Here is a 25,410-nt window from a genome sequence, read left to right as displayed (position 1 = left end):
GCCGGACCCGGCGACGCGACGTCGAGGAGCCCCGAGGCACTGCCTCGGGGCTCCTCGCATTCTCCGCGCCGGCGCCAGTCGGCGACGCGAGGGCCGGACGGGGACGGACGGGCTGCTCAGAGGATCAGCATCAGGAGGGCGATCAGCACCAGGCTCCCGATCAGGGAGACGGCGATCGATCCGGCGCAGCCGAGCTTGTTGCTGAAGAAGAAGAACATGGTGTCCCGGCGGTGCCCCGCCGGGACCGACCCATACCCCGGCCGCTCAGTCCAGGTAGTCGCGCAGCACCTGCGACCGCGAGGGGTGGCGCAGCTTCGACATGGTCTTCGACTCGATCTGCCGGATCCGCTCGCGCGTGACGCCGTAGACCTTGCCGATCTCGTCGAGCGTCTTGGGCTGACCGTCGGTGAGGCCGAACCGCATCGACACGACCCCCGCCTCACGCTCGGAGAGGGTGTCGAGGACGGCGTGCAGCTGCTCCTGCAGCAGCGTGAAGCTCACCGCGTCGGCCGGGACGATCGCCTCGGAGTCCTCGATCAGGTCACCGAACTCGGAGTCGCCGTCCTCGCCGAGCGGGGTGTGCAGCGAGATCGGCTCGCGGCCGTACTTCTGGACCTCGACGACCTTTTCCGGAGTCATGTCGAGCTCCTTCGCGAGCTCCTCCGGCGTGGGCTCCCGACCGAGGTCCTGGAGCATCTGGCGCTGCACGCGGGCCAGCTTGTTGATGACCTCGACCATGTGCACCGGGATCCGGATGGTGCGGGCCTGGTCGGCCATCGCGCGGGTGATCGCCTGGCGGATCCACCACGTCGCGTACGTGGAGAACTTGTAGCCCTTGGTGTAGTCGAACTTCTCGACCGCACGGATCAGGCCGAGGTTGCCCTCCTGGATCAGGTCGAGGAAGAGCATGCCGCGGCCGGTGTAGCGCTTGGCCAGCGAGACCACGAGGCGCAGGTTGGCCTCGAGGAGGTGGTTCTTGGCGCGGCGGCCGTCCTCGGCGATCCACTCGAGCTCCTCCTCGAGCTTGGCCGAGATCTTGCCGCCCTTGGCCAGCTTCTCCTCCGCGAAGAGGCCGGCCTCGATCCGCTTGGCGAGCTCGACCTCCATCTCGGCGTTGAGCAGCGGGACCTTGCCGATCTGCTTGAGGTAGTCCTTGACCGGGTCGGCGGTCGCGCCCGCGACCATGACCTGCTGCTCGGGCTCGTCGGTGTCGTCGGCGGTGGAGACGACGAAGGAGGCCTCCTTCTCGTCCTCCTTGATCGTCGGGTCGGTCGCGACGTCCTTCTCGAACTGCTCGTCCGGCAGGTCGGGAAGGACCTTCTTGCCGTCGGGGCCGACGACCGGCGCCTCCACCTCGAGCTCGACCTCCACCTCGAGGTCGGCGAGGTCGACGGTCTCGAGCTCGGCCTCGTCGGGAGCCACCTCGTCGGCCGGCGCGTCGCCCTTGGCCGGCGCCGCCTTCTTCGCCGGCGCCGCGGCCTTCTTGGCGGGGGCCTTCTTGGCCGGAGCGGCCGCCTTCTTCGCCGTCGACTTCTTGGCGGTGGTGGCGGTGGTCGTCTTGCGCGCCGAGGACGCGGCCACGGCGCGCTGCTCCTGGGGGCTGCCGAGCTCCACCGAGATACCGAGGCCGGTCAGGTGGGCCATCAGCGGCTTCAGGTGCGCCGGGGCGACCTCGGCCGCGGCGAAGGCCTGCCGGAGGTCCTCCGCAGCGACGCTGCCGGCCGGAGCGGCCCGGTCGATCAGCGCGACGATGGAGGGGTGCGTGAGCACGGCGGGCGGGACCGGACGATGGTTCGAGGACACGAACACCTCTCGATACTGGCGACATCCAGCGGGGCGCTGGACCGGTCAGGCTGGTACGGCTTTGTGGTCTTGGGCGCGGCGAAGCCCGGAGGCGTCAAGACCGCCCAGCCATTCTGCCACGCTGCCCGAAGGAGGCCGACATTCGGCCCGCCGCCGGCCCGCCCCCCGGCCCGCCGCCGGCTCTGTCGCGGGCGAGATCCGCAGGGTCACTCCGCCTTGGCGGCGGCCTTCTTGGCCTTCTTGTAGTCCCGGACCTTCTGGAGCGACGCCGGGTCCACCACGTCGGCGACCGACCGGTGGCCGTCCAGCGCGTAGTCACCGGCCACCTTCTCCCAGCCCTCCGGTCGTACGTCGAGCTGCTTGGCCAGGAGCGCGACGAAGATCCGCACCTTCTGCGCGCCGAAGCCCGGCAGGGACTGCAGCCGCCGCGCGAGCTCCTTGGCATCCGCGGCACCGGTCCAGATCCGCGCCGCGTCGCCGTCGTACTCCTCGGTGACGATCCGGGCCAGCTCCTGGAGCCGGGCGGCCATCGAGCCCGGGAACCGGTGGATCGCCGGCGTGGTCGAGCACAGCGCGACGAACTCCTCCGGATCCGCGGCGGCGATCTTCTCCGGGTCGAAGCTGCCGAAGCGGGAGACCACCTTCTGCGGGCCGAGGAAGGCGTGCTCCATGGGGTACTGCTGGTCCAGCATCATCCCGACCAGGAGCGCGAACGGGTTCGTGGAGAGCAGCTCGTCGGCCGCGGGGTCGTCGGTGATGTGGATGGCCATGGCCCAAGGATGCCGCAGCGCGGGCGCCGTGCCGAGCGTGGGCCGAGGGTGGTCAGGCGGTCCAGTCGAGGAGCACCCCGCCGGCGGTGATCGCCGCGAACCACCACACGAAGGACAGCACGCCCAGCGCCATCACCCGCCGCGGTCGCGACCACCACACGAAGCAGAGCGCGAACATCACGACCCAGGTGAGCAGCAGCACCACCACCGCCCACGTCGGGGCGAGCAGCCCTGCGGCGGCGTACAGAAAGAACGACGAGACGACCAGCACGAGCCCGACGAACGGCCACGGCGAGATGGTCCGTCCCGTGGCGGGGTCGACGGCCACCGGGCGCACCCGGCGGCGACGCGACAGCGGCACCGGCTACCGGTCCTCGACGGGGTCGTCGTTCCAGACCGGGTCCTCGTCCCAGGCCTCGGTGCGCTCGGCGGCCTTCTCGAGGGCGCGAGCCGCCTCGGCCTCGGTCTCGTAGGGACCGAGCCGGTCCTTGCTCGGGCAACCTGCGTCGCCCTCGACCGCGTGGTGCTTGAGGCAGAACCAGAACGCCATGCCCCTCAACCTACTCGCTGGCTACTCGCCCGCGGGCTGGATCTTCCCGGCCAGCCGCTCGACGCGCAGCACGTCGACCTCGTGCTCGGGGTCGCCGGTCATCGCAGCCGCGAGCCGGAGGTGCGGCAGCGCCTCGTCCAGTCGCGACTGTCGCTCCAGCGCACGGCCCAGCGCGTGCCGGGCCCAGGAGTCCGACGGGTCGTCGGCGACGAGCTCGGTCAGCTCGTCGGTCGCCCGCTGCAGCTGGGCGCGCATCAGGTAGGCCCACGCGCGCAGGGTGCGCAGGCCACGGTTATGTGGCTCCTCCTCGAGCGCGGGCTCGATCACCTCCAGCGCCTCGCGCGGCGCGCGGCGGCTCAGCAGGTCGTGGGCGGTGCGGAAGGCGGTCTCGTGGCGGGTCGTCGCGCCGGGGAAGACGATCGCCGGGGCCTGGATGCTCAGCTCGGGTTCGGGCTCGGTCATGGTCCCTCCACTATCCCCCGGAGGCGGTTGTTCCTCTACCCTTGAGGCGGACGGGCTGGCCGGGCGACCGCGTGACCACCGCCGCGAGGCGAGGTCCCGAGGAAAGTCCGGGCTCCGCAGAGCAGGGTGGTGGGTAACGCCCACCCGGGGTGACCCGCGGGACAGTGCCACAGAGAACAGACCGCCTCCGCTCTCCGGAGCGGCGGCAAGGGTGAAACGGTGGGGCAAGAGCCCACCAGTGCACCGGGCGACCGGTGCAGCTAGGCAAACCCCACCCGGAGCAAGGCCAGACAGCACGCGCCCGAGGGCTGCTCGCCCGAGCGTGCGGGTAGGCCGCTGGAGGCTGTCGGCAACGGCAGCCCTAGATGGATGGTCGCCCTCGACAGAACCCGGCTTACAGGCCAGCCCGTCCACCAGCCCAGCCGGTTCAGCCCCGCAAGGGCCAGCTCTCCATCACGTGGCAGTCGCCGGCGGCGTACCAGTGGAGCTCGAGGCGCTCGGCGCGGGTGGTCAGCGGCAGCAGGTCGGCCAGCTCGCGTCGTACCGACTCCGGGGTCACGCCGGGTCCGACGCGGTCCACGGTGAGGTGCGGTACGACGTCGGCGAACTCCCCCGCGTACGGCGGGCAGGCCGGGAACTCCGCCCAGAGCCGGGCGGTGAGCGTCGCGAACGGCGCCGCGGGGTCGGGCAGCAGGTGGAGGGTCCCGTCGGCGAAGCGGCCGAGTCGCTCGAGGGTGAACCCGAAGGCGGGCGTCGTCGCCGCGACGGCCGCGACCCGGGCCAGGTCCGCGACGGACGGACGGGACAGGAACGGGGCGAGGGCGGTGACGTGCGCGTGGGTGAACGCCGGGTCCGATGAGACCCACGTCGCGTCGTAGTGCTGCCAGCGGCCCCGGATGCAGGCCTCCAGGGCGGGTACCGGAACAACCAGCACGGAGTGGCCGGCCGCCTCGGACATGGCGGCAGCCTGGCACAGCCGGACGGTCACCGCGTGACGGGAGTCGGGGCGATGGGGCCCCGCCCCGACGGGATCGACACAACCGAGAGCGGACCGGCACCTGGGGAAGAGGGGCCGTCGCTGGTCATCGGAGATGGGGGAATCACATGACGACGAACATTCCTGAGGTGGAGGACCATACCGAGGTGTCCGAGCTCTCGGGCATCCTGCTCGTGCTCGGGCTGCTGCTGGTCTTCGCAGTGCTGGTGGCGCTGACCGTCTGACGCTCGGGGCGGCCTGCTGGCGATAGGTTCCCCCCATGGACCACCCTCTCGCCTGCACTCCCCCGGACCCCGAGGTCACCGCGGCGGCCACCGAGCGCCTGGGCGGGCTCGCGACGCCGGCCGGTGCGCTGGGCCGCCTCGGCGAGCTCGCCGTGTGGCTGTGCGCGACCCAGGGACGCGTCCCGCCGGACCAGCTGCGCAACGTGCGGCTGGTGATCTTCGCCGGCGACCACGGTGTGGCGGCCCACGGCGTCTCGGCCTACCCCCCGGCCATCACGCCCGCGATGGTCCGCACCTTCGTCGCCGGGCGTGCCGGCGTCTCCGCCCTGGCCGCCGCCCACGGCGTACAGGTGCGGGTGCTCGACCTCGGCGTGGACGACGAGCTCGACGGGGTGCCGCCCGACGTCCAGGCGTGGAAGGTGCGGCGCGGGAGTGGCGCCATCCACCTGGAGGACGCCCTCACGGCCGAGGAGACGACGCGGGCGCTGGATGCCGGACGTGCCGTGGCCCGCGAGGAGATCGACGCCGGTGCGCAGCTCCTGCTCTCCGGTGACATGGGCATCGGCAACACCACGCCGGCGGCCGCGCTGGTCGCCGCCGCGCTGGGCCTGCCCGCCGTCGAGGTGACCGGCCGCGGCACCGGCGTCGACGACGCCGTGCTGGCCCACAAGCAGGACGTCGTCCAGCAGGCGCTGGACCGCGCGGGCTCCCGCCTCGGCGATCCCGTGGAGACGCTGACGGCCGTGGGCAGCGCCGACCTCGCCGCCACCGTCGGCTACCTGGTGGAGGCGGCCCAGCGCGGCGTGCCGGTCCTCCTGGACGGGCTGATGTCCGTGGCCTGTGCCCTCACCGCGGAACGGTTGGCGCCCGGCGCCCGGGCCTGGTTCGCCGCCGGTCACCGCTCGACCGAGCCCGCCCAGTCCCTGGCCCTGGACAAGCTCGGCATCGAGCCGGTCCTCGACCTGGGGCTGCGCCTGGGCGAGGGCTCCGGCGCGGTGGCCGCCGTGCCCGTGCTGCGCTCGGCGGTCGCCCTGCTCCGCGACGTCGCGCTGCTCTCCGAGCTGATGCCGCCGTCGTGACGCTCGCACACGTCGGGCGGAGCCTGCGCCTCGCGGTGGGCATGCTCACCGCGGTCCGCGTGCCCCCGGTCCTGACGGTGACACCCGGTACGGCGACCGGCGCGCTGCTGCTCGCTCCCCTGGCCGTGCTGCCGCTGGGCGTCGTCGTCGCGGTGATCTGCTGGCTCGGCGGCCGGCTGGACGTCCCCTCGCTCGCCGTCGCCTTCGTCGCGCTCGGGGCGCTCGCCGTCGGCAGCCGGGCGCTCCACCTCGACGGCCTCTCCGACACCGCCGACGGCCTGACGTCGTCCTACGACCGGGAGCGTTCGCTGGCGGTGATGAGGAGCGGCACCGCCGGACCGGCCGGCGTCGTGGCGCTCGTCGTGGTGCTCGGCGCCCAGGCGGCCGGGCTGATGTGGTTCGCCGGCTGGACCGACGGCGTGCGCGGCCCGGTCGTGGCCGGCGCCCTGGTGTGCGGGTCCAGGGCCGCCCTCTGGATCACGTGCAGCTCGGTGGTGCCGCCGGCGCGGGCCGGCGGCCTAGGGGTGACCTTCGCCCGCCGGGTGCCCGTCGCCGCCGCGGCAGCCGGCTGGGCGGCGCTGGCCGGGCTGGCGGCGCTCGTCGACCCGGTGCGCGGGCCGGTGACCGTCGCCGTCGCGGCCCTGGCCGTCGTCGCGCTGACCGTGCACGCCGTCCGCCGCTTCGGGGGTGTGACCGGCGACGTCTTCGGCGCCGCGATCGAGGTCACCCTGGCCGTCCTGCTCCTCGGCCTCGCCGCGTCGACCTGGTCCTGAGGGCCGGTACGCCTAGAGCCGGAGCACCCGGCCGGCGACCACGAGGTGCACCTCGTCGCAGGCCGCGGCCACACGCTGGTTGACGCCGCCGAGCAGGTCGCGGAAGAGCCGACCGCTGCGGTGCTCGGGCACCACGCCCAGGCCGACCTCGTTGGTGACCACCACCACCGGTGCCGTGGCCGCCTCGAGCGCGACGACCGCGTCGGCGGCCAGGCCGAGCACGTGGGCCTCCGCCTCCTCGACCGGGGCCTCCCACAGGCCTGCCTCGTCGATCGCGGCCGTCAGCCAGGTGCCGAGGCAGTCGACGAGGACCGGACCGCGAACCCGGCGGAGGGCGTCGGCGAGGTCGTGCGTCTCCAGCGTCGACCAGGTGTCCGGTCGGCGGGCACGGTGAGCGGCCACCCGCACGGCCCAGTCGGCGTCGTCGTACTGAGGTCCTGCGGCGACGTAGGTGACCGGTCCGACGTCGGCGAGGAGCGCCTCGGCGTGGCGCGACTTGCCGGACCGCACGCCGCCGGTGACCAGGACCCTGCCGATCGCGCCGCCCATCAGACCGAGAACGCGACCTTGCGGGCGGCGACGTCGGCCGTGACCAGCCGGGCACGGACCGGCTCCCCCAGCGGCAGCGGGCGCTCCGAGGTCACCGGCGCCTCGACGCCGACCTCGGCGAGCAGCACCACGCCCGCCTGCGGGTCGCGCTCGCGGACGCTGGTGACGACGCCGTCGAACTCCTCGCCGACGCGGCCGGCCAGCACCGCCGCCTCAAGCAGGTCGAGCACGGCGCGCTCGTAGGAGCCGGCGCGCCGAGCGGACTCCTGCAGCTCACCGGGGAGGTTGGGCAGCACGGTCCGGACCCACTCAGGCACCGGCTCGCCGGCGCACACCGCGAGGCAGACCTCGCCCGCGTAGCGGTCGCCCAGCCGGCGCAGCGGCGCCGTGACGTGGCCGTACTCGGCGGCGATCGCGGCGTGCCGGGTCTGCTCCGGCAGGCCGCCGTCGAAGGCGGCGTAGCCGCTGCCGCGGAGCAGGCGGGTGCACGCGACGACCATGGCCTGGTGGGCCGGGTCGGCCGGGTCCAGCGAGCGCACCAGCTCCGGGTAGTCGAGGCGCTCCGGCCACGCGATGCCCAGCGCTCGCGCGACACGGCGCAGCTGGGTCACGTCGCGCGGGTCGGCCGGGGGAAGGGTGCGGAGGATGCCGATCCGCGCCCGCACCATCAGCGACGCCGCCGCCATGCCGGTCATCAGCGAGACCTGCGCGTTCCACTGCTCGACCGGGAGCTGCTCACGGAAGGTCAGGGTGAAGCCGCCGCCGCTCTCCTCGACCTCCTGCTCGGGCAGCGGCAGGGAGACGCCTCCTCGCGCGCGCTCCTGGGCCAGGCGCAGCGGGCCCAGCTCGGCGAGCAGCCCGACCACGTCACCGGCGGTGGCGCCGTCCACCTGGCGCTGCGCGTCGACGTACGACAGCCGCTCGACGGAGCGCACCATCGCCCGCTCCACGTGCACCCCGGTGCAGTCGCCGTCCGCGGCGACGGTGAGGGTCCACAGCAGCGCCGGCCGCACCTGGTCGGGCAGCAGCGACGCGGCGCCCTCGGAGAGGACCGGCGGATGCAGCGGCACCCGCTCGCCCGCGCCGTACAGGGTCTCCCCACGCCGGTGCGCCTCGCGGTCCACGGGGTCGCCGGGGCGCACGAACGCGGCGACGTCGGCGATGGCGTAGTGGACCCGGAAGCCGTCGCCGGCGCGCTCGATGTGCAGCGCCTGGTCGAGATCCATCGAGCCCTCCGGGTCGATGGTGACGAACGGGATGTCGGTGCGGTCCAGGTCATGGCGTACGACGCTCGCGGCCGCCTCCTCCGCCGCCGCGGTCACCTCCGGCGGGAACCCCGACGGGAGCTCCAGCTCGGCGGCGATCGCCGCCAGCCCCTCCTGCAGCGCCGGGGAGGTCGCGCGGACCCGGACCACGACGTTGCTCGGCATGCGGCCGACCCTATCGTTGGGCCGTGCTCATCCTGCTGCCGCCGAGCGAGGGGAAGACGGCGCCGGCGCGCGGGCGCCCGCTCGACCTGGCCGCCCTGTCCCTGCCCGCCCTCACCGACACCCGCCGGACGGTGCTGGAGTCACTGGTCGCCCTCTGCCGGGGCGACCGGGACGAGGCGGCCGCCGTCCTGGGCCTGTCCGCCGGTCAGCGGGAGCTGGTCGAGCGCAACGCCGCGCTGCCGGACGCACCGACCGCGCGGGCCGACCGGGTCTACACCGGCGTGCTCTACGACGCACTCGACATCGCGACGCTGTCCCCGTCGGGGAAGCGGCGCGCCGCGGCCCGCGTCGCGGTCACCTCGGCCCTCTTCGGACTGGTCCGGCCCGGTGACCGGATCCCGGCCTACCGGCTCTCCGGCGACGCGTCCCTCCCGGGGCTCGGTGCGGTGGCCGGCGTCTGGCGCGCGGCGCTCGACCCGGTGCTGCCCGAGCAGCTGGGCCGCGGCCTCCTCGTCGACCTGAGGTCCGGCACCTACGGCGGGTTCTGGCGGCCGGGTCCGGAGCTCGCGCCGCAGGTCGCCACCGTGCGCGTGCTCCACGAGCACGACGGCACTCGCAAGGTGGTCAGCCACTTCAACAAGGCCACGAAGGGCCGGATCGTCCGCGCCCTCCTGGAGGACGGTGCCGACCCCAGCACGCCGGCCGGCCTGGCGGGCGCCCTCGAGCGGCTCGGCTGGGCGGTGGAGGTCGGGCAGCCCACCGGCAGGGGCACCCGGCTCGACGTGGTGGTCAGCGAGCTCTGAGCCCGGCCCGCCGCCGCGGCCTCACCAGCGGCCGGTGTCGAGCAGGGTCCTGCGGCCCGGGGCCAGCGTGTTGTAGAGCCGGAGCGAGCCCTTCCAGCCTCCGGTGGCCACGTCGGGGTGGAACGAGACGACCGAGAGCGACGCCGGCGCCAGCTCCATCCGGAACAGCGCGTCGAGCGGCGCCGCGACGGCGTGCGCGACCAGGGTCTTGATCGGCGTCACGTGGCTCACGACCACCACGGTGCGCCCCGGGTGGGTGGCGAGCAGACGGTCGAGCCCGGCGAGCACCCGCTCCTGCACCGCGAGGAACGACTCGCCGCCGGGCGGAGCGGTGGCGAGGTCGGCGAACCAGGCGTCGAGGCCGGCCTGGTCGCGCTCCGCGACCTCGGCGAAGGTCAGCCCGTCCCAGTCGCCGAACTCCATCTCGGCGAAGCCCGGCTCCTCCTCCAGCGGCAGCCCCAGCTCGGCGGCGATGACCTCGGCCGACTCGCGGGTGCGTCGTACGGGCGAGCAGACGACGGCGTCGATGCGGTCCCGGAGCTCACGCAGCCAGGCGGCGGCCTCCGCGATCTGTGCCCGGCCCTCGTCCGAGAGGCCGGGGTTGTCGCCGCCCAGTCCCCCGGAGAACCGCCGTGCCGAGGTGTGGGCGGTGACGCCGTGGCGGACCAGCACCACCGTGGTCGGCGCGCCGGGCCGGGCCGACGGGCTCTCCGCCTCCTCGACCAGCGACTCGGGCTCGTCGGGCAGCCCGTCGCCGGGCAGGCTGACGCCGCTGCGCGTGCCGTCGAGGGCCTCGTTGGCGAGCCGGTCGGCGTGGGCGTTCTGTGCCCGCGGGACCCAGGTGTAGGTCGTGCCCTCCGGCGCCAGCCGCCGGGCCTCCTCCGCCAGGGGCACCATCGACGGGTGCTTGATCCGCCACCGCCCGCTCATCTGCTCCACCACGAGCTTGGAGTCCATCCGCACCTCGACGGTCGCGCCGGGGGCGTGCTCGGTGGCCAGCTTGAGGCCGGCGATCAGGCCGGAGTACTCCGCGACGTTGTTGGAGGCGACGCCGATCGTCGAGCCGTCCTCGGCGATCACCTCGCCCGTGGCGGCGTCCTTGAGGACCGCGCCGTAGGCAGCCGGTCCCGGGTTGCCGCGCGACCCGCCGTCGGCCTCGACGAGGACCGTACGACGACCCGGCTGCGCCACTAGAGGCCGCTCTCCGACGTCCGCACCAGGATCCGCTGGCACTCCTCGCAGCGGACGACCTCGTCCTCGGGGAGGGTCCGGATCCGCGCGATCTCGGCGGGGTCGAGGCTGAGCCGGCAGCCGCCGCACTGGCGGGCCCGCAGCTCGGCCGCGCCGACCCCGCCCTTGCTGGCGCGCAGCCGCTCGTAGAGGGCGAGCAGGTCGTCAGGGAGGTCGGCGACCAGTGCGCCGCGCCCGGCGGAGACCGAGGCTGCCTCCGCGTCCAGGGCACCGACCTTCTCGTCGCGGGCGCCGGTCAGCTCGCCGAGCCGGGAGTCGATCTGGTCGAGGGCGGTGGTCAGCTCGGCCAGGGCGGACTGCGCCTCCTCCAGCTGCTCCATCACCTCGAGCTCCTCGTCCTCCAGGGCCGAGATCCGGCGCTCGAGGGTCTGCAGCTCGTGCTGCATCCGCTCGAGGTCCTTGGGGTTGGCGATCGCACCGGAGTCCATCCGGTCCTGGTCGCGCTTGCGCCGCGCCTTCACCTGCTCGACGTCGGCGTCCGCCTTCGCCTGCGCCGCGGCGAGGTCGTCGACGACGATCCGCTGGTCGCGGAGCCGTCCGTCCACGTCGGCGCGCCTGCCGAGCAGCTCGGCGATCTCCGCGGCCTCGGGCGGGTTGGCCCGCTGGTGGCGCAGGTGGTCGACCTGGGCGTCGAGCGCCTGCAGGTCCAGCAGCCGCAGCTGCGCCGCGGGGTCGGCCTTCATCGGGTCTCCACGCGTTCTGCCACCGGTGCCTTCACAGGGTCATTGTCCAGGGGTCCGTCGGAGTCGTGCTCACCCGGGTCTCCACGGCGTCACCCAGGGCCTGCTTCAGGCGCTGCTCGACGACGGGGAGCCAGGTCCACTCCGCGGCCCAGTGTGCGACGTCGACCAGGGCCGGACCGCCCCTCTCGACGAACTCCGCCGCCGGGTGGTGGCGCAGGTCGCTGGTCAGGTAGGCGTCGACGTCCAGGCCGGCCACCCGGTCGAGGAGGAAGTCGCCGGCGCCTCCGCACACGGCCACCCGCTTGACCATCCGGTCGGGGTCGCCCGCCACCCGGACGCCGTGCGCGGTCGTCGGCAGGACGGCCGCCACGTTCTCGGCGAACTCCCTCAGCGTCGCCGGGGCGACGGCACCGACCCGGCCCGTGCCGGTGGTGAGCACGCCGGGGTCCGCGAGCTCCACGACGTCGTAGGCCGGCTCCTCGTAGGGATGCGCGGCGAGCATCGCGCGCACCACCGGGCCCCGCAGGTGGCGCGCGAGCACGACCTCGACCCGCACCTCCTCCACGGTCTCCAGCTCCCCCACGGTGCCGATCATCGGGTTGGCGCCGTCGAGGGGGCGGAACCGTCCCTCGCCGGGCGCGCTGGTGAACGACGCGAAGTCGTAGTCGCCGATCCGGCCCGCGCCGGCTTCGGCCATCGCGGCCCGCACGGGCGCGGCCGCGTCGCGAGGGACGAAGACGGTGAGCTTGTCGACCGCCTCCCCCGCCGCCGGGATGATCGGCGCGAGGTCGATGAGCCCCAGCGCCTGCGCCAGCGCCTCCGAGACCCCGCCGGTGGCGGCGTCGGCGTTGGTGTGGGCGGTCAGCAGGGCGCACCCCGACCCGGCGAGCGTGGCCAGCGTCCGGCCCTTCGGCGTGGTCGCGGGGAAGCCGTGCACGGGCTTGAGGAAGAGGGGGTGGTGCACCAGCAGCAGGTCGGCCTTCCAGTCGGCCGCCTCCGCGGCGACCGCCGGGGCGGGGTCGACGGCGAGGAGCACCTTGCGCACCTGCTGCTCCGGGTCGCCGTGCACGAGGCCGACGGCGTCCCAGTCCTCGGCGGTCTCCGGTGGGTACCAGGCGTGGATCAGGTCGAGGACGTCCTTGAGGGCCGGCATGGCCGTCAGGCTACTGGTGCCCGGTCCCGGCCCCGCTTGGTACGCTGCCCGCGCCAGTCGACCTCCAGAAGTTGGTGGTCAGGGAACCCGGTGCGAATCCGGGACTGACGCGCAGCGGTGTGGGTGACGGGCGGAGCAACGCGATCGATGCAGTCACTGGGTCCCGCCCGCGGGACCTGGGAAGGCGCTCCGCACCGGATGATCCCGAGTCCGAAGACCTGCTGGCCCTTGCGGCACCCGCCGTGAGGTCAAGAGAGGGCAACGCGCCGAGCCCCGACCTCGAAGGACAGCGATGACCCCGGCATCCGGCGTTCGCGCCGCCCGGAACCGACCCGACCGGTGCCCCGGTGTCGTGCACCCCTGGCCCGCCGACGACGGTGGCCTGGTGCGGGTGCGGCTGCCCGGCGGCCGGATCGCCACCGGCTCCCTCCAGGCGCTGGTCGCCGTCGCCGAGCGGTACGGCGACGGGCGGGTGCGGGTCACCGGCCGCGCCAACCTCCAGCTGCGCGGCATGCCTCTGGACGCCGACCGGCTCGCCCAGCCGGCCCTGGCCGCGGTGGAGGCGACCGGCGTGCTGCCGTCCCGGTCCCACGACCGTGCCCGCAACGTGCTCTGCTCCCCGCAGACCGGGATCGCCGGCGGCCGTGCGGACCTGCGTCCGGTGGTCGGCGAGCTCGACCGGCTGCTGCTGGCCGACGACGAGCTCGCCGGCCTGCCGGGCCGGTTCCTCTTCACCCTCGACGACGGGCGCGGCGACCTCGCCGACCGGCACCGCGACCTCGGCCTGGTCGCGCTCGACCGCCACGCCGCCCAGCTGGTGATCGGTGCTGGGCACGGGCCGGTCGTCCCCCTCGCCGCCGCCGCGGAGGCGCTGGCCGGCCTGGCGCGCCGCTTCCTCGCGGTCCGCGGCGACGGTCCGGGCGCACCGTGGCACGTCGACGAGCTCGCGGAGCCGCTGACCCCGGTGACGCGCGCCGCGCCCGCGGCGGAGGTCTCCACCCCGGCGCTCCCGCACGGCCCCGTGGCCGGCGGGGAGCACGTGGCCGTCGGCGACGGCGGCATCGACGCGGCACTCGCGGCGCACTGGGCGTCGCGCGCACCCGAGGTGGTGGTCACGCCGTGGCACGGCGTGCTGGTGCCCGAGGAGAGGAAGGTGGTCCGGTGACCGAGCGGCTCCAGGACCCGACCCGGCCACCGCGCCGCTTCGACTACATCGCCGACGGGCCGGCGATCTACGTCGACTCGTTCGCCACCATCCGCCGGGAGGCGGACCTCAGCCGGGTGCCCGCCGACGCCGAGAAGGTCGCCGTACGGATGGTGCACGGCAGCGGCCAGACCGACCTGGTCGACGACATCGTGATCCACCCGCGCCTGGTGTCCGCCGCGCGCGACGCCCTGTCCTCCGGCGCACCGATCCTCTGCGACGCCCGGATGGTGGCCATGGGCATCACGGCCGCCCGGCTGCCCGCGGACAACGAGGTCCGCTGCTTCCTGACCGACGACCGGACCCCCGCGCTCGCCCGCGACTGGGGCACCACCCGGTCGGCGGCGGCCGTGTCGCTGTGGGAGCCGCATCTCGACGGCGCTGTGGTCGCCATCGGCAACGCGCCCACCGCGCTGTTCCACCTGCTCGAGATGCTCCTCGCCGGTGCTCCGCGCCCGGCGGCGATCGTCGGCTGCCCGGTCGGGTTCATCGGGGCCGCCGAGTCCAAGGAGGCACTCGCAGCCTTCGCCGACGAGCACGGCATCGACGTGCCGTTCCTGACGGTCCGCGGTCGGCGCGGTGGCTCCGCGATCGTCTCCTCCGCCGTCAACGCACTCGCCCAGGAGGCCGAATGAGCAGCGAGAGCCTCCGTCGCACCGGGCGTTTCCGGGTGGTGGGCATCGGTCCCGGCGACCCCGAGCTGATCACCCGCAAGGCCGAGCGCCTGATCGGCGCGGCCGAGGTCGTCGCCTACCACGCCGGCGTCCGCAAGCAGTCCCACGCCCGGCGCATCGCAGCCGACCTGATCCCGGCCGCGGCGGTCGAGGAGGAGCTCCGCTACCCGGTCACGACCGGAGCGACCGACCACCCCGGCGGCTACGTCGGCGCGCTCGCCGACTTCTACGAGGAGTGCGAGGGCCGGCTGGCGGCGCACCTGGACGCCGGCCGCGACGTCGTGCTCCTCGCCGAGGGCGACCCGCTGTTCTACGGGTCCTCCATGTACCTCCTCGACCGGTTCCGCGAGCGGTTCGAGACCGAGGTGGTGCCCGGGGTCCCCGCGTTCAGCGCCGCGACCGCCGCTCTCTCCCTGCCCCTCGTGCGGCAGACCGACGTGCTCACCGTGCTCACCGGGACCCTGCCGGAGGCGGAGCTCGCCCGGCGCCTGGCCGACACCGACGGCGCGGTGATCATGAAGCTCGGCCGCACCTTCCCCGCCGTCCGCTCCGCGCTCGCCCAGGCCGGCCGCCTCCAGGACGCCTGGTACGTCGAGCGGGCGTCGCAGGCCGACGAGCGCTGGCTGCCCGTGGCCGACGTCGACGCCGACTCGGTCCCCTACTTCTCGCTCATCGTCGTCCCGGGCGACACCGCCAAGCGGCCCGACGCCGCCCGCCTCCGCACGGCCACGCCGTCGTCCTCACCCGCCGTGGAGCCCACACAGAGCCGGTCACCCGGCCCCGCCGAGCTCCTCGTCGTCGGCCTCGGTCCCGGACCGGACGCCTGGCTCACCCCCGAGGCGTCCACCGCGCTCGCGGAGGTCGACCACGTCGTCGGCTACGCGCCGTACGTCAACCGGGTCCCGCAGCGCGCCGGGCTCCAGCGGCACGCGTCGGGCAACACCGTCGAGCTCGACCGCGCCCGGCTCGCCCTGGACCTGGCCCTCTCCGGTGAGCGCGTCGCCGTGGTCTCCGGCGGTGACGCCGGCGTCTTCGGGATGGCGGCCGCCGTCTACGAGGCCGCGGCGGACCCAGCGCGGCCCGAGCACGCCCGGGTGCCGATCCGGGTGCTGCCGGGGGTCAGCGCGGTGCAGGCGGTCGCGGCCCGGGCCGGCGCCCCCATCGGGGCGGACTTCGCCGTGGTCAGCCTCTCCGACCGGCTCAAGCCGTGGTCGGTGGTGGAGCGGCGGCTGCGGGCGATCGCCGAGGCCGACCTGGTCCTGGGCATCTACAACCCCGCGTCGCGGTCGCGTCGCGACCAGGTGGTCGACGCGCAGAAGATCCTGCTCGAGCACCGCTCCCCCGACACCGTCGTCGTCGTCGGACGCGACGTCGGCCGCGCCGAGGAGTCGCTGACGGTCACCACGCTCGGCGCGCTCGACACCGACCGGGTCGACATGAAGTGCCTGCTGATCATCGGCGCGTCCGCGACCCGGGTGGAGCCCGGCGGCAGCGTCTGGACGCCCCGGTGGGTGCAGTGACGACGACACCGGTGGTGGTCGTCGGCATCGGCGCCGACGGCTGGCCCGGGTTGGCGCCGGCCGCGCGGGAGCACGTGCTCAGGGCCGAGGTGCTGCTCGGAGGCGAGCGGCACCTGGACCTGGTGCCCCCCGTGGCAGGTCAGGTACGACGACCCTGGCCGCGGCCGCTCGACGGCCTGCCCGAGCTGCTCGGCGAGTGTGCGGGCCGCCGGGTGGTGGCGCTGGCCTCGGGCGACCCGCTGGTCTCCGGCATCGGCACCACCCTGGTCCGGCTGCTCGGCCGCGAGGCGGTCACCGTCGTACCGGCGGTCTCCTCGGTGGCCCTCGCCCGCGCCCGGATGGGCTGGTCGGCCGAGGAGTCGACCGTGATCTCGCTGGTCGGTCGCGACGTCGCCGCGCTGCGCCGGGAGCTGGCCGCGGGCCAGCGGGTCCTGGTGCTGTCGGCCGACGAGACCACCCCCGCGGCGGTGGCCGGGCTGCTGGAGGCCGACGGGTTCGCCGGCACCGCGATGACCGTCCTCGGCGACCTCGGCGCAGCCGAGGAGTCCCGGCACGTCGGCACGAGCAGCGAGCGTGCGCGGTGGTCCGGACCGCTCCCGCGACTGCACGTCCTCGCCCTCGAGGTGGCGGCTCCCACCGAGGAGGCCAGCAGCTGGGCGACCGGCCTGCGCGACGACCGGTTCGAGCACGACGGCCAGCTCACCAAGCGCGATGTCCGGGCCAGCGCACTGGCCCGGCTGGAGCCGCGTCCGGGGGCGCTACTGTGGGACGTCGGCGCCGGAGCCGGCTCCATCGGCATCGAGTGGCTCCGCACCCACCCGCGCACGGAGGCGGTGGCGGTCGAGTCCGACGCCGGCCGTGCGGAACGGATCACCCGCAACGCCGCGGCACTGGGCGTGCCCCGCCTGCACGTCGTGGAGGGTCGAGCGCCCGAGGTGCTGCGCGACCTGCCGCGGCCGGACGCCGTGTTCGTCGGAGGCGGCGCCACCGCGCCCGGCCTGCTCGACCGCTGCCGCGAGGCGCTGCGTCCCGGCGGCCGGCTCGTCGCCCACGCCGTGACCCTGGAGACCGAGCAGGTGCTCCTGGCGGCGTACGCCGAGCACGGCGGCGAGCTCACCCGGCTGTCGGTCGAGCACGTCGCACCGATCGGCGGCCGGTTCACCGGCTGGACGCCGTCCCGGGCCGTCACCCAGTGGGCGTGGCGCAAGCCGGCCGGAAGCTCGGTGGTGGCATGACCGTCCACTTCGTCGGCGCCGGCCCCGGCGCGGCCGACCTGATCACGCTCCGGGCCGCGCGCCTGCTGGGCGCGGCGGGCGTCGTGCTCTACCCGGGCACGTACGTCGACCGCGAGGTCCTGGGTCACTGCCGGCCCGACGCCCGGCTCGTGGACACCCAGGACCTCCACCTCGACCGGATCACCGCCGAGCTGGTCGACGCCCACGCCGCCGGCCACGACGTCGTCCGCCTCACGTCGGGTGACCCGTCGCTCTACTCCGCGCTCCACGAGCAGACCCGCCGGCTCGACGCCGTGGGCGTGCCGTGGGCGGTCACGCCGGGGGTGCCCGCCTACGCGGCGGCCGCCGCCATCGTCGGCAAGGAGCTGACCGTGCCCCTGGTCGCGCAGTCGGTCGTGCTCACCCGCGCGCAGGCCCGCTCGACCGCGATGCCCGACGGCGAGTCGCTCGCCGCCTTCGCCGCCACCGGCGCCACCCTCGTGCTGCACCTCGCGATCACGCGCACGCGTGAGCTGATGACCCGGCTGGAGCCGTTCTACGGCCCCGACTGCCCGGTGGCCGTGGTCGCCCGGGCGAGCCAGCCGGAGGAGGTGGTGCTGCGCGGCACCGTCGCCGGCGCCCGGCCCGTCGCCGACCTCGTCGAGGCGGCCGGGCTGCGGCAGGCGGCCGTCATCCTCGTCGGGCCGGCGCTCGCCGAGCGGCCCGACGGCGGCGAGTCGTGGCTCTACTCCACCGCACGCATCGAGCAGAAGGGTCGTCCATGACCGAGCACTATCCCTTCACCGCCGTCGTCGGCGCAGACGTCGACGGACCCGAGGGCCTGGACCCGATGCCGCTGGCCCTCGTCCTCACCACCATCGCGCCCGAGGTGGGCGGGGTGCTGGTCCGCGGGGAGAAGGGCACGGCGAAGTCGACGATCGTCCGCGGCCTCGCCGCGGTGCTGCCGCCGGTCGACGGCGCGCCGGTGCCGCTGGTGGAGCTGCCCATCGGGGCGACCGAGGACCGGGTGACCGGCTCGATCAACATCGAGAGCGCCCTGGCCGAGGGCAAGGCGGAGTACGAGCCGGGCCTGCTCGCCAAGGCCCACCGCGGCATCCTCTACGTCGACGAGGTCAACCTGCTCCACGACCACCTGGTGGACCTGCTGCTCGACGCCGCGGCGATGGGCCGGGCCACCGTCGAGCGCGACGGCGTGTCGATGACCCACGAGGCGCGGTTCGTGCTGGTCGGGACGATGAACCCCGAGGAGGGCGAGCTGCGTCCGCAGCTGCTCGACCGGTTCGGCCTCACCGTCGAGGTCGCGGCGCCACGCGACCCCGCCGTCCGGGCGGAGGTGGTCCGCCGCCGGATGGCCTACGACGCCGACCCCGCGTCGTTCGCCGCCGGGTGCGCCGCGGCGGAGCAGGCGCTGCGCGAGCGGATCGCCCGCGCGCAGCGGCTGGTGCCCGTCGTACGCCTCTCGGACCCGGCACTGCTGAAGATCGCGGAGGTGTGTGCGGCCTTCGACGTCGACGGGCTGCGCGCGGACATCGTCACCGCCCGCACCGCCGTCGCACACGCCGCCTGGTGCGGCCGCGACGTCGTCACGCGGGAGGACATCCGGGTCGCCGCGACGCTCGCGCTGCCCCACCGCCGGCGGCGCAAGCCGTTCGACGCGCCCGGGCTGGACGAGGACGTGCTGGACCAGGTGCTCGGCGAGGACGAGCCGCCGCTCGACGGCCCGGATCCGGACGGCCCGGATCCGGACGGCCCAGAGCCGGACGGCCCCGAGCCGGACGGCCCGCAGCCGGATGGTCCGGGCGGCGCCGACGACACCGGTGCCGGGGACACGGGTGCCGAGGACACGGGTGCCGAGGACACGGGACCGGCGGAGCCCGGCCCGCCGGCGGCGCCCCCGGCCGGCCAGGACGGAAGCACCACGACCTCCACCGCGTCGGCCGCCGAGCCCTACCGCGCTCGGCTGCTGGCGGTGCGCGGCGTCGGCAGCGGTACGGCGGGCCGCCGGAGCCGGGCCCGGACGAGCAACGGGCGGCGGATCGGCGCCACCGTCCCCACGGTCCGCGGCGGCGCGATCCACCTGGTCGAGACGCTGCGGGCCGCCGTACCCCACCAGCACGCCCGCGGGCGGACGGCCGGCCCCCTGGTGCTGCAGCCGGACGACCTCCGGGTCGCCGTGCGGGAGGGGCGGGAGTCCAACCTCGTGCTGTTCTGTGTCGACGCGTCCGGGTCGATGGCGGCGCGTCGCCGGATGGAGCAGGTCAAGACCGCCGTGCTGAGCCTGCTGCTCGACGCCTACCAGCGCCGCGACAAGGTCGGGCTGGTCACCTTCCGGGCGACCGGCGCCGAGGTCGCGCTCCCGCCGACGCACTCGGTCGACGCCGCCGCCACCCGGCTCGCGGAGCTGCCCGCCGGCGGTCGCACCCCGCTCGCCGAGGGCCTGGTCCAGGCGGCGCAGCTGCTCTGCGTCGAGCGCACCCGCGACCCGCACCGCCGGCCGCTCCTGGTGGTCGTGACCGACGGCCGCGCGACGGCCGGACCGGACGCCGTACGACGCTCGCGTGAGGCCGCTGCGGGGCTGGCCGCCGCGGGGGTGACGAGCGTGGTGGTCGACTGCGAGACCGGCCCGATGCGGATGGGGCTCGCCCGCACCCTCGCGGAGCACCTCGGCGCCGAGCACGTGCCGATCGGCGAGGTCAGCGCCGAGGCGCTGGTGGACGCGGCGCGGGGCCGCGCGGCATGACCGCCGCGCTGTACGACGTGATCGCCCGCCGGCGGGACGTGCGGGCGGAGTTCACCGGCGAGCCGGTCGCAGACGACGTGCTGCTGCGGGTGCTGGGGGCCGCGCACCGGGCGCCGAGCGTCGGGATGAGCCAGCCGTGGGACTTCGTGGTCGTGCGTGACCCCGGACTCCGGGAGCGGTTCCGCTCGCACGTCGCCGAGGAGCGCGAGACGTTCGCCGCGGAGCTGCCGGCTGACCGCCGGACGACCTTCGACCGGATCAAGGTGGAGGGGATCCGCGAGGCCTCGCTGGGGATCGTGGTGACCCACGACCAGAGCCGCGGCGGGCCGCACGTGCTCGGCCGGCACGCCATCGCGGACGCCGGGCTCTACTCCACCGTCCTCGCCATCCAGAACCTGTGGCTCGCCGCGACCGCGGAGGGACTCGGCGTCGGCTGGGTCTCCTTCTATCGCGAGCCCTTCCTGCGCGACCTGCTCGGCATCCCCGCCCACGTCCGACCGGTGGCGTGGCTCTGCGTCGGCACCGTCAGCCACCTCGAGCAGGTCCCGGACCTCGAGCGGCACGGCTGGCGCTCGCGCCGTCCGCTCGAGGACGCGATCCACCACGACACCTGGCAGCGCCGCGAGCAACGCCACGAGAGGGAGGCCTGATGCCCGAGGGCAAGCCGCTCGTCGTACCCGACGACGGGCTCACCACCCGCCAGCGCCGGCAGCGCCCGCTGCTGATGGTGCACACCGGCGACGGCAAGGGGAAGTCGACGGCCGCCTTCGGGCTGGCGCTGCGCGGCTGGAACGCCGGCTGGCGGATCGGCGTCTTCCAGTTCGTGAAGTCCGCGAAGTGGCGCATCGGCGAGCAGAACGTGCTCGAGCGCCTCGCGCGGCTGCACGAGGAGACCGGCGAGGGCGGTCCCATCGAGTGGCACAAGATGGGCTCGGGCTGGTCGTGGCGGCGCAAGGAGGGCAACGTCGAGGACCACGCCGCGGAGGCGGCCGAGGGCTGGCAGGAGATCAAGCGCCGGCTCGCCGCCCAGACCCACGACCTCCTGGTGCTCGACGAGTTCACCTATCCGATGCAGTGGGGCTGGGTGGACGTCGACGACGTGGTCGCCACGCTGCGCGACCGTCCCGGGCGACAGCACGTGGTGATCACCGGCCGGCGCGCCGACCCGCGGCTGGTGGAGGTCGCCGACCTGGTCACCGAGATGGGCAAGGTCAAGCACCCGATGGACGTGGGCCAGAAGGGCCAGCGCGGGATCGAGTGGTGACCCCGCTCCCCCGGCTCGTCCTCGCCGCACCTGCGACCGGTCAGGGCAAGACGACCGTCGCGACCGGGCTGATGGCTGCCCTGCGGCAGGCCGGCCACACGGTGAGCGGCCACAAGGTCGGCCCCGACTACATCGACCCCGGCTACCACGCCCTCGCCTGCGGGCGTCCCGGTCGCAACCTCGACCCGCACCTGGTCGGCGAGTCCCGGGTGGCGCCGCTGCTGCTGCACGGCGCGCGCGGCGCCGACGTCGCGGTGGTGGAGGGCGTGATGGGCCTGTACGACGGACGGGTCGGCGGCGCCGGCTTCTCCTCCACCGCGCACGTGGCCGCGCTGACCCGCACGCCTGTCGTGCTCGTCGTCGACATCTCCCGCTCGTCCCGGTCGATCGGGGCCGTCGTGCACGGCATGGCGACCTGGGACGACACCATCGAGGTCGCCGGCGTCATCCTCAACCAGGCGGGCTCCCCGCGGCACGCGGAGGAGGTGCGCTCCTCGATCTCCCTGCCGGTGCTCGGCGTGGTGCCGCGCGACGCCGACATCGCGACACCCTCGCGCCACCTCGGCCTGGTGACGGCCGCCGAGCGGGACGAGTCGGCCGCCGTCGTGCGCCGGCTCGCCGAGGTCGTCGCCGAGCACGTGGACCTCGACGCCGTGCTCCAGCTCGCGCGCGCCGCTCCCCCGCTCGCCGAGGAGCCGTGGGACCCGGTGCACGCGATGGGTGCGGAGCCGGCGAGTGTCACGGAGGTCACCGAGCGTCCGGTGGTCGCCGTCGCGGCCGGCCGCGCGTTCACCTTCCGCTACGCCGAGACGGCGGAGCTGCTGGAGGCCGCGGGCTGCACCGTTGTCGAGCTCGACCCCGCGCACGACGACCGGCTGCCCGACGGCACGGCAGGCCTCTACCTCGGCGGCGGGTTCCCCGAGGTCCACGCGGCCGAGCTCGCCGGCAACGCCGCGCTTCGAGCGGAGATCCGGGCTGCGGTCGAGGACGGCCTGCCGACGGTCGCCGAGTGCGCCGGCCTGCTCTACCTGTGCCGCAGCCTGGACGGCGCGCCGATGGCCGGCGTGCTGCCCGCCGACGCCGCGATGACGGAGCGCCTGACTCTGCGGTACCCCGTCGCGGAGTCGCCGGCGGACACGCTGCTGACCCGCGCGGGGGAGCAGGTGTCCGGGCACGAGTTCCACCGGACCGCGGTGCTGCCCGGGGCCGGTGCCACGCCGGCCTGGACGGTCGACGGCGTGCCGGTCGGCTTCGCGTCGGCGAGCCTGCACGCGTCGTACCTCCACACGCACTGGGCCGGGCACCCCCGGCTCGCGCGACGGTTCACCGACGCCGTCCACCGACGGGCGCGCCGTGCCTGACCGCCACCCGGACCCGCTGCGCCACCACGGCGACCGCGAGGCGACCGCCGGCCACCTCGACTTCGCGGTCAACGTCCACAGCGGTCCGCGTCCGGCGTGGCTCGACGCCGCACTGCGCGCGTCGCTCGACGACGTCGGCGCCTATCCGTCCGCCGATGCCGCCACCGCTGCCGTCGCGGCGCGCCACGGCCGCCCCCACCACGAGGTGCTCGTCACCGCGGGGGCCGCCGAGGCGTTCACGCTCGTGGCCCGGCTGCGCGACTGGCGCCGACCGGTCGTCGTCCACCCCCAGTTCACCGAGCCGCACGCCGCGCTGGAGCAGGCGGGCCACGCCGTCGACGCGGTGGTGCTGGCGGAGCCGTTCACGTTGGACCCCGCACGCGTGCCGGAAGCCGCGGACCTGGTCGTCGTCGGCAACCCCACCAACCCGACCGGCGCGCTGCATCCTGCCGACGCGGTCCGCACGTTGCTCCGCCCCGGCCGGCTGGTAGTCGTGGACGAGGCGTTCATGGACTGTGTACCCGGCGAGGCCGAGTCGCTCGCCGGTGAGCGGCTCGGCGGGCTGCTGGTGATCCGCTCGCTGACCAAGCACTGGGGGATCCCCGGCATCCGCGCCGGCTACGTCGTCGGCGACCCCGCCGCCGTCGCCGGCATGGCCCGCGGCCAGGTCCCCTGGTCCGTCGGTACGACGGCCGCCGCCGCCGTCGTCGCCTGCACCTCGCCAGCGGCGGCCGAGGAGGCGCGCCGCCGGGCCGAGGAGATCGACGGCTGGCGCAAGCACCTCGAGCACGGCCTCACCACCCTCGCGCTCCACCACCTGCCCTCGACCGCGTCCTTCGTGCTCGCACGGGTGGGCGTCGGCGTGCACGACCGGCTGCGAGGGGCCGGCATCGCCGTACGCCGCGCCGACACGTTCCCCGGGCTGGACGCGTCATGGATCAGGATCGCGGTGCGACCTCCGGACCTGACCGACCGGCTGCTCGCCGCGCTCGGCGAGTAGGCGCGCATGCCGCTGGCCCCACCTGGCGGTGGGGTGCGGGGCGTGGTCCCTAGCCGGGGCAGGGTGGGCCGGTCTGGATGGGCCAGGGCCGGGTGTCGTGGTCGGGCGGCGGCCCGTGCACGGTCTGGTCGACGTGGACGGGTGGGTCGAGGGTGCGGGTGCCGGTGTGGTCGACCAGGAAGTGTCGCCCGTTGGGTGTGATCCACAGGTAGGTGCCGGGTTGGACGATGACGTAGCGCCAGGTGGAGAACGTCTTCGCCCGATGATGGGCGCGGCAGGCGGGGACGAGGTTGCACGGACACGTCACCCCGCCCCGGTTGTGGGGTCGGGCGTGGTCGAGGTCGCAGCGACTTGCGCGGCGGCCACACCAGGGGAACGCACAGTGGTGGTCGCGCAGCTCGACGTGTTGGCGGTGGCGGTCGGGGATCTCGTAGGAGTCCACCGGGACATGTCCGGCGAGGTCGATCACCGGACGGACGACCACCGTCGTCCCAGAACTGCCGAGCCACTCCTTGATCTGTGCGACGGTGATCGGGCGTTGCTGGTCCTCCCACCGCCCCACCGGCGCAGCGGGCTCATCGCCACCGCTGGTCGTGCCGCCGGTGATGGCGGTGTCGGAGACGTGCACGTTGAGCACCGCTCGCCGGCCAGGCGATGCGGTGGTGACCTCACCGGTGGACTCGTCGACGGTCTCGAGGTCGAGGGTGAGGTCGTTGCGGGCCAGGTCACCGACCGCGACCGCACGCCGAACATCGAGTGACCCGTCGTGCCCGAGCTTCCCGAGGAGCACGGCGCGGCGGTTGACGGCGGTGTCGAGGTCGGCACCGTCCGCGGCGTCCAGGACCCCGTCGACGTGGACCACGCCGTCGGTGAGATGGTCGAGGTGGACGTCGAACCGGCGGGAGTCCGACGACTCCTCACGCCGCTGCTCGGCGGCCGCCGGGTCGTACAGGGTGATGGCTTCGTCGATGAGGTGCTCGACCTCCCGCCACGAACACGACCGAATGTGCGGGGCCAGCCTGCGGTCGACGTGCGCAGCCGCCTCAAGGCTGAGGTCGTGGGTGAGCTCGGCGACCCGCTCGGCCTTCCACGGCAAACAGCGCCCGGCCAGCACCGCGGCGTAGATCCGCTTGAGCCGCCACGCACACCCGATCACCCGACCCACATACGCCCGGCCACCGTCGGGGGTGCGCTCCAACGTCGCGACCAGCTCCATCAACGCGAACTCCGACACCAACGGCGCACCCGGACCCGCGATCGGGACCCCGGTGTCCACATACCCCTCGACCAGCGTCGCGGCACCCTCCTCGCAGTCCACGACGTTCTGGTCGGCCCAGGCGGTGATCACCTGCCACTCCCGGACCAGCGAGGCGCGTCGGGACCGGACCTCACTCGCCGCGTGGGCGAGCAGCTCCGCGGTCGAGCAGCCGTCGTACTGCCCTCCCGCGTCGGTGCCGATCCGGTGTTCCATGACACCCATCCAAGCACCAGCCACCGACACAACCCCGAGCTCGAAGCCCGCCTGGGGACAGGCGATTCCCCATCCAGCGCTGTGGACGGAAAGTGGCGCAAACCGGGTAGCCGCAGCAGCGATCGCGACCTACGGAACCCGCCTCATCGCCTACGGAAGGCGACCCGGCAACGCGACCCAGCCCCACCGCGAAGCCTCCCGCCGTAAAAGCCCTTACGGCCCCTGTACCGCTTCGAAACCGCAGCCAGCGGACAGTCGCCCCACGACGTCCCCGACGTCGGAACCGAGAGCCTCTGTCACCCACCCCACCCCATGCCCTAGGCTGACCAGCGCAGGCACGAGGAAGCCGGTGGGAGTCCGGCACAGTCGCGCTACTGTGACACCGCTCCAGCGATGGGGTGGTGAAGTCAGACA

At 74.7% G+C, this 25,410-nt stretch carries 23 protein-coding genes, 1 other RNA gene, 1 pseudogene and 1 riboswitch; of the genes and pseudogenes, 13 read left to right on the top strand and 12 right to left on the bottom strand.

Annotation, left to right across the window (positions count from 1 at the left end):
* Positions 1–264 precede the first annotated feature (264 nt).
* The 5 genes from ACPOLA_RS05805 to ACPOLA_RS05785 form a co-directional block, all read right to left on the bottom strand.
* On the bottom strand, positions 265–1,803 hold the full coding sequence (locus ACPOLA_RS05805) for an RNA polymerase sigma factor (RefSeq protein ID WP_435769563.1): 1,539 nt from the start codon (positions 1,801–1,803) through the stop codon (positions 265–267).
* Between the two features lie 206 nt (positions 1,804–2,009).
* Entirely contained in the window at positions 2,010–2,573 is a 564-nt protein-coding gene (locus ACPOLA_RS05800) for an HhH-GPD-type base excision DNA repair protein (protein ID WP_435769455.1), read from the bottom strand.
* A 52-nt stretch (positions 2,574–2,625) separates the two neighbouring features.
* A complete protein-coding gene (locus ACPOLA_RS05795) occupies positions 2,626–2,934 on the bottom strand; it encodes a hypothetical protein (protein WP_435769454.1) in 309 nt (102 codons plus the stop codon).
* Positions 2,935–2,937: 3 nt separating this feature from the next.
* Complete coding sequence (locus ACPOLA_RS05790) at positions 2,938–3,123, bottom strand: hypothetical protein (RefSeq protein WP_435769453.1); 186 nt, start codon at positions 3,121–3,123, stop codon at positions 2,938–2,940.
* Positions 3,124–3,144: 21 nt separating this feature from the next.
* A complete protein-coding gene (locus tag ACPOLA_RS05785; protein WP_435769452.1) occupies positions 3,145–3,585 on the bottom strand; it encodes a tetratricopeptide repeat protein in 441 nt (146 codons plus the stop codon).
* Positions 3,586–3,636: 51 nt separating this feature from the next.
* Between ACPOLA_RS05785 and rnpB the strand changes: the two genes are divergently transcribed.
* An RNA gene (gene rnpB / locus ACPOLA_RS05780) (RNase P RNA component class A) lies at positions 3,637–3,998 on the top strand.
* Positions 3,999–4,012: 14 nt separating this feature from the next.
* Here the strand turns inward: rnpB and ACPOLA_RS05775 are convergent.
* On the bottom strand, positions 4,013–4,543 hold the full coding sequence (locus tag ACPOLA_RS05775) for a 2'-5' RNA ligase family protein (protein WP_435769451.1): 531 nt from the start codon (positions 4,541–4,543) through the stop codon (positions 4,013–4,015).
* Positions 4,544–4,841: 298 nt separating this feature from the next.
* Here ACPOLA_RS05775 and cobT point away from each other — a divergent pair, with 298 nt between their 5' ends.
* Entirely contained in the window at positions 4,842–5,885 is a 1,044-nt protein-coding gene (gene cobT / locus ACPOLA_RS05770) for a nicotinate-nucleotide--dimethylbenzimidazole phosphoribosyltransferase (protein WP_435769450.1), read from the top strand.
* Positions 5,882–6,658: an adenosylcobinamide-GDP ribazoletransferase gene (locus ACPOLA_RS05765; RefSeq protein ID WP_435769449.1), complete on the top strand. Its 777-nt coding sequence runs from the start codon at positions 5,882–5,884 to the stop codon at positions 6,656–6,658. The genes cobT and ACPOLA_RS05765 overlap by 4 nt, the downstream gene beginning before the upstream one ends.
* A 12-nt stretch (positions 6,659–6,670) precedes the next feature.
* Here ACPOLA_RS05765 and ACPOLA_RS05760 read toward each other — a convergent pair whose 3' ends face one another.
* Entirely contained in the window at positions 6,671–7,207 is a 537-nt protein-coding gene (locus ACPOLA_RS05760) for a bifunctional adenosylcobinamide kinase/adenosylcobinamide-phosphate guanylyltransferase (RefSeq protein ID WP_435769448.1), read from the bottom strand.
* Positions 7,207–8,637 carry an RNB domain-containing ribonuclease gene (locus tag ACPOLA_RS05755; protein ID WP_435769447.1) on the bottom strand — a complete coding sequence of 477 codons (1,431 nt, stop codon included), beginning with the start codon at positions 8,635–8,637 and terminating at the stop codon, positions 7,207–7,209. Before ACPOLA_RS05755 ends, ACPOLA_RS05760 begins: the two co-directional genes overlap by 1 nt.
* A 23-nt stretch (positions 8,638–8,660) precedes the next feature.
* Here ACPOLA_RS05755 and yaaA point away from each other — a divergent pair, with 23 nt between their 5' ends.
* Positions 8,661–9,440, top strand: coding sequence for a peroxide stress protein YaaA (gene yaaA / locus ACPOLA_RS05750; protein ID WP_435769446.1), 780 nt, complete (start codon positions 8,661–8,663; stop codon positions 9,438–9,440).
* A 21-nt stretch (positions 9,441–9,461) separates the two neighbouring features.
* Here yaaA and ACPOLA_RS05745 read toward each other — a convergent pair whose 3' ends face one another.
* Genes ACPOLA_RS05745 through ACPOLA_RS05735 form a run of 3 tightly spaced genes read right to left on the bottom strand, consistent with a single transcriptional unit; the run spans position 9,462 to position 12,527 of the window.
* Positions 9,462–10,631 (bottom strand): bifunctional RNase H/acid phosphatase, encoded by a 1,170-nt coding sequence (locus ACPOLA_RS05745; protein WP_435769445.1) that lies wholly within the window; start codon positions 10,629–10,631, stop codon positions 9,462–9,464.
* Entirely contained in the window at positions 10,631–11,374 is a 744-nt protein-coding gene (locus tag ACPOLA_RS05740; protein ID WP_435769444.1) for a zinc ribbon domain-containing protein, read from the bottom strand. The genes ACPOLA_RS05745 and ACPOLA_RS05740 overlap by 1 nt, the downstream gene beginning before the upstream one ends.
* Positions 11,375–11,405: 31 nt before the next feature.
* On the bottom strand, positions 11,406–12,527 hold the full coding sequence (locus ACPOLA_RS05735) for a Nif3-like dinuclear metal center hexameric protein (RefSeq protein ID WP_435769443.1): 1,122 nt from the start codon (positions 12,525–12,527) through the stop codon (positions 11,406–11,408).
* A gap of 37 nt (positions 12,528–12,564) precedes the next feature.
* Positions 12,565–12,767, top strand: a riboswitch (cobalamin riboswitch).
* 112 nt (positions 12,768–12,879) lie between these two features.
* Between ACPOLA_RS05735 and ACPOLA_RS05730 the strand changes: the two genes are divergently transcribed.
* The 9 genes and pseudogenes from ACPOLA_RS05730 to cobBC all read left to right on the top strand — a co-directional run bounded on the left by ACPOLA_RS05730 (position 12,880) and on the right by cobBC (position 23,525).
* A complete protein-coding gene (locus tag ACPOLA_RS05730; RefSeq protein ID WP_435769442.1) occupies positions 12,880–13,692 on the top strand; it encodes a ferredoxin-like domain-containing protein in 813 nt (270 codons plus the stop codon).
* Entirely contained in the window at positions 13,689–14,366 is a 678-nt protein-coding gene (locus ACPOLA_RS05725; protein ID WP_435769441.1) for a precorrin-8X methylmutase, read from the top strand. Before ACPOLA_RS05730 ends, ACPOLA_RS05725 begins: the two co-directional genes overlap by 4 nt.
* Complete coding sequence (gene cobJ / locus ACPOLA_RS05720) at positions 14,363–15,925, top strand: precorrin-3B C(17)-methyltransferase (protein WP_435769440.1); 1,563 nt, start codon at positions 14,363–14,365, stop codon at positions 15,923–15,925. Before ACPOLA_RS05725 ends, cobJ begins: the two co-directional genes overlap by 4 nt.
* Positions 15,922–17,160, top strand: coding sequence for a precorrin-6y C5,15-methyltransferase (decarboxylating) subunit CbiE (gene cbiE / locus ACPOLA_RS05715; RefSeq protein ID WP_435769439.1), 1,239 nt, complete (start codon positions 15,922–15,924; stop codon positions 17,158–17,160). The genes cobJ and cbiE overlap by 4 nt, the downstream gene beginning before the upstream one ends.
* On the top strand, positions 17,157–17,924 hold the full coding sequence (locus ACPOLA_RS05710) for a cobalt-precorrin-4/precorrin-4 C(11)-methyltransferase (protein WP_435769438.1): 768 nt from the start codon (positions 17,157–17,159) through the stop codon (positions 17,922–17,924). Before cbiE ends, ACPOLA_RS05710 begins: the two co-directional genes overlap by 4 nt.
* Positions 17,921–19,900, top strand: coding sequence for a VWA domain-containing protein (locus ACPOLA_RS05705; RefSeq protein ID WP_435769437.1), 1,980 nt, complete (start codon positions 17,921–17,923; stop codon positions 19,898–19,900). Before ACPOLA_RS05710 ends, ACPOLA_RS05705 begins: the two co-directional genes overlap by 4 nt.
* Complete coding sequence (bluB, locus tag ACPOLA_RS05700; protein ID WP_435769436.1) at positions 19,897–20,550, top strand: 5,6-dimethylbenzimidazole synthase; 654 nt, start codon at positions 19,897–19,899, stop codon at positions 20,548–20,550. The genes ACPOLA_RS05705 and bluB overlap by 4 nt, the downstream gene beginning before the upstream one ends.
* Positions 20,550–21,164, top strand: coding sequence for a cob(I)yrinic acid a,c-diamide adenosyltransferase (gene cobO, locus ACPOLA_RS05695; RefSeq protein WP_435769435.1), 615 nt, complete (start codon positions 20,550–20,552; stop codon positions 21,162–21,164). The genes bluB and cobO overlap by 1 nt, the downstream gene beginning before the upstream one ends.
* Positions 21,158–23,525: pseudogene (gene cobBC, locus ACPOLA_RS05690) on the top strand (bifunctional hydrogenobyrinic acid a,c-diamide synthase/histidinol phosphate aminotransferase CobBC). Before cobO ends, cobBC begins: the two are co-directional and overlap by 7 nt.
* Positions 23,526–23,574: 49 nt before the next feature.
* Here cobBC and ACPOLA_RS05685 read toward each other — a convergent pair.
* On the bottom strand, positions 23,575–24,996 hold the full coding sequence (locus ACPOLA_RS05685; protein WP_435769432.1) for an HNH endonuclease signature motif containing protein: 1,422 nt from the start codon (positions 24,994–24,996) through the stop codon (positions 23,575–23,577).
* Positions 24,997–25,410: the final 414 nt, after the last annotated feature.

The organism is Nocardioides proteolyticus, assembly GCF_051280635.3.
Taxonomy (GTDB): Bacteria; Actinomycetota; Actinomycetes; order Propionibacteriales; family Nocardioidaceae; genus Nocardioides.
This window is presented reverse-complemented; position numbering and strand designations above follow the sequence as displayed.

What these genes read in the sequence shown, in the direction of transcription:
- ACPOLA_RS05800 (WP_435769455.1), bottom strand. Translation starts at nt 2,573, where the DNA reads ATGGCCATCCACATCACCGACGACCCCGCGGCCGACGAGCTGCTCTCC.
- ACPOLA_RS05790 (WP_435769453.1), bottom strand. Translation starts at nt 3,123, where the DNA reads ATGGCGTTCTGGTTCTGCCTCAAGCACCACGCGGTCGAGGGCGACGCA.
- ACPOLA_RS05785 (WP_435769452.1), bottom strand. Translation starts at nt 3,585, where the DNA reads ATGACCGAGCCCGAACCCGAGCTGAGCATCCAGGCCCCGGCGATCGTC.
- ACPOLA_RS05775 (WP_435769451.1), bottom strand. Translation starts at nt 4,543, where the DNA reads ATGTCCGAGGCGGCCGGCCACTCCGTGCTGGTTGTTCCGGTACCCGCC.
- cobT (WP_435769450.1), top strand. Translation starts at nt 4,842, where the DNA reads ATGGACCACCCTCTCGCCTGCACTCCCCCGGACCCCGAGGTCACCGCG.
- ACPOLA_RS05760 (WP_435769448.1), bottom strand. Translation starts at nt 7,207, where the DNA reads ATGGGCGGCGCGATCGGCAGGGTCCTGGTCACCGGCGGCGTGCGGTCC.
- ACPOLA_RS05755 (WP_435769447.1), bottom strand. Translation starts at nt 8,637, where the DNA reads ATGCCGAGCAACGTCGTGGTCCGGGTCCGCGCGACCTCCCCGGCGCTG.
- ACPOLA_RS05740 (WP_435769444.1), bottom strand. Translation starts at nt 11,374, where the DNA reads ATGAAGGCCGACCCCGCGGCGCAGCTGCGGCTGCTGGACCTGCAGGCG.
- ACPOLA_RS05735 (WP_435769443.1), bottom strand. Translation starts at nt 12,527, where the DNA reads ATGCCGGCCCTCAAGGACGTCCTCGACCTGATCCACGCCTGGTACCCA.
- cobJ (WP_435769440.1), top strand. Translation starts at nt 14,363, where the DNA reads ATGAGCAGCGAGAGCCTCCGTCGCACCGGGCGTTTCCGGGTGGTGGGC.
- ACPOLA_RS05710 (WP_435769438.1), top strand. Translation starts at nt 17,157, where the DNA reads ATGACCGTCCACTTCGTCGGCGCCGGCCCCGGCGCGGCCGACCTGATC.
- ACPOLA_RS05705 (WP_435769437.1), top strand. Translation starts at nt 17,921, where the DNA reads ATGACCGAGCACTATCCCTTCACCGCCGTCGTCGGCGCAGACGTCGAC.
- bluB (WP_435769436.1), top strand. Translation starts at nt 19,897, where the DNA reads ATGACCGCCGCGCTGTACGACGTGATCGCCCGCCGGCGGGACGTGCGG.
- cobO (WP_435769435.1), top strand. Translation starts at nt 20,550, where the DNA reads ATGCCCGAGGGCAAGCCGCTCGTCGTACCCGACGACGGGCTCACCACC.
- ACPOLA_RS05685 (WP_435769432.1), bottom strand. Translation starts at nt 24,996, where the DNA reads ATGGAACACCGGATCGGCACCGACGCGGGAGGGCAGTACGACGGCTGC.